Source organism: Treponema endosymbiont of Eucomonympha sp. (assembly GCF_001028545.1).
Genome location: NZ_BBPW01000296.1, coordinates 1 through 791, shown reverse-complemented (window position 1 = coordinate 791; position 791 = coordinate 1). Strand labels below are relative to the sequence as shown.

1 pseudogene is annotated in these 791 nt (G+C 61.9%); it reads left to right on the top strand.

The features are described from left to right. Window positions 1-217 precede the first annotated feature (217 nt). Window positions 218-791, top strand: a pseudogene (locus AWU74_RS06645) (mannitol dehydrogenase family protein); the annotation flags it as partial.

The following is a 791-nucleotide window of genomic DNA, read 5'->3' as shown; positions in this document are numbered from 1 at the left end:
CCTTTACGCCGAGTTTCCTCAAAGAACTGCCGCACGCCGCAGCGCACCGAGTTTGCTTTGGCAAACTCGCGGGATAAAGGCTGTCGCCGAACGCAGACTTCCGCGTCCTCCCCGCAGTGGGAATGAGCCGCCTTTTGTATAGCCGCCAGTTGCGCCGTTGACAACCCCTGTCCGCGGCGCTAGCATTCCCGCAATCATATCCGGTCAGGAGAAGCGCGTGCTGCATTTAGGGAAAAGCGTGTTTGCGCAGCGGGGCGAATGGGAGCGGAAAGCCTTCGTGCCGCATTTCGATTTTGACGCAATGAGCGAGCGGACGCGGAAGGCACCGCGGTGGATTCACTTCGGCGGCGGCAACATATTCCGCGCCTTTATCGCGGAACTCCAGCAGCGCTTGCTGGAAACAGGCGCGGCGGACACCGGAATCATCGCCGTCGCCCCCTACGACTTTGAAATCATAGACAAAATCTATGCCCCCTACGACAACCTCTCGCTGCTCGTGCTTATGCGCCCCGACGGGACGCTTGAAAAGAAAGTCGTCGCGTCCGTCGGAGAGGCGCTCGTCGCCGATTCGTCCGCGCTGAAATACTGGGCGCGCCTCAAGGAGGTTTTCCGCGCGGAATCGCTCCAAATGGCGAGCTTCACCATTACCGAAAAAGGCTACGCGCTCAAAGACCTCGGCGGCGCGTACTTCCCCGCCGTGCAAAAAGACCTCGCCGCGGGACCCGCCCGACCGCTTCACGCGCTGAGCGTCGTCGCCGCGCCCCTGTGGGAACGCTTTCAGGCGGGCGGGC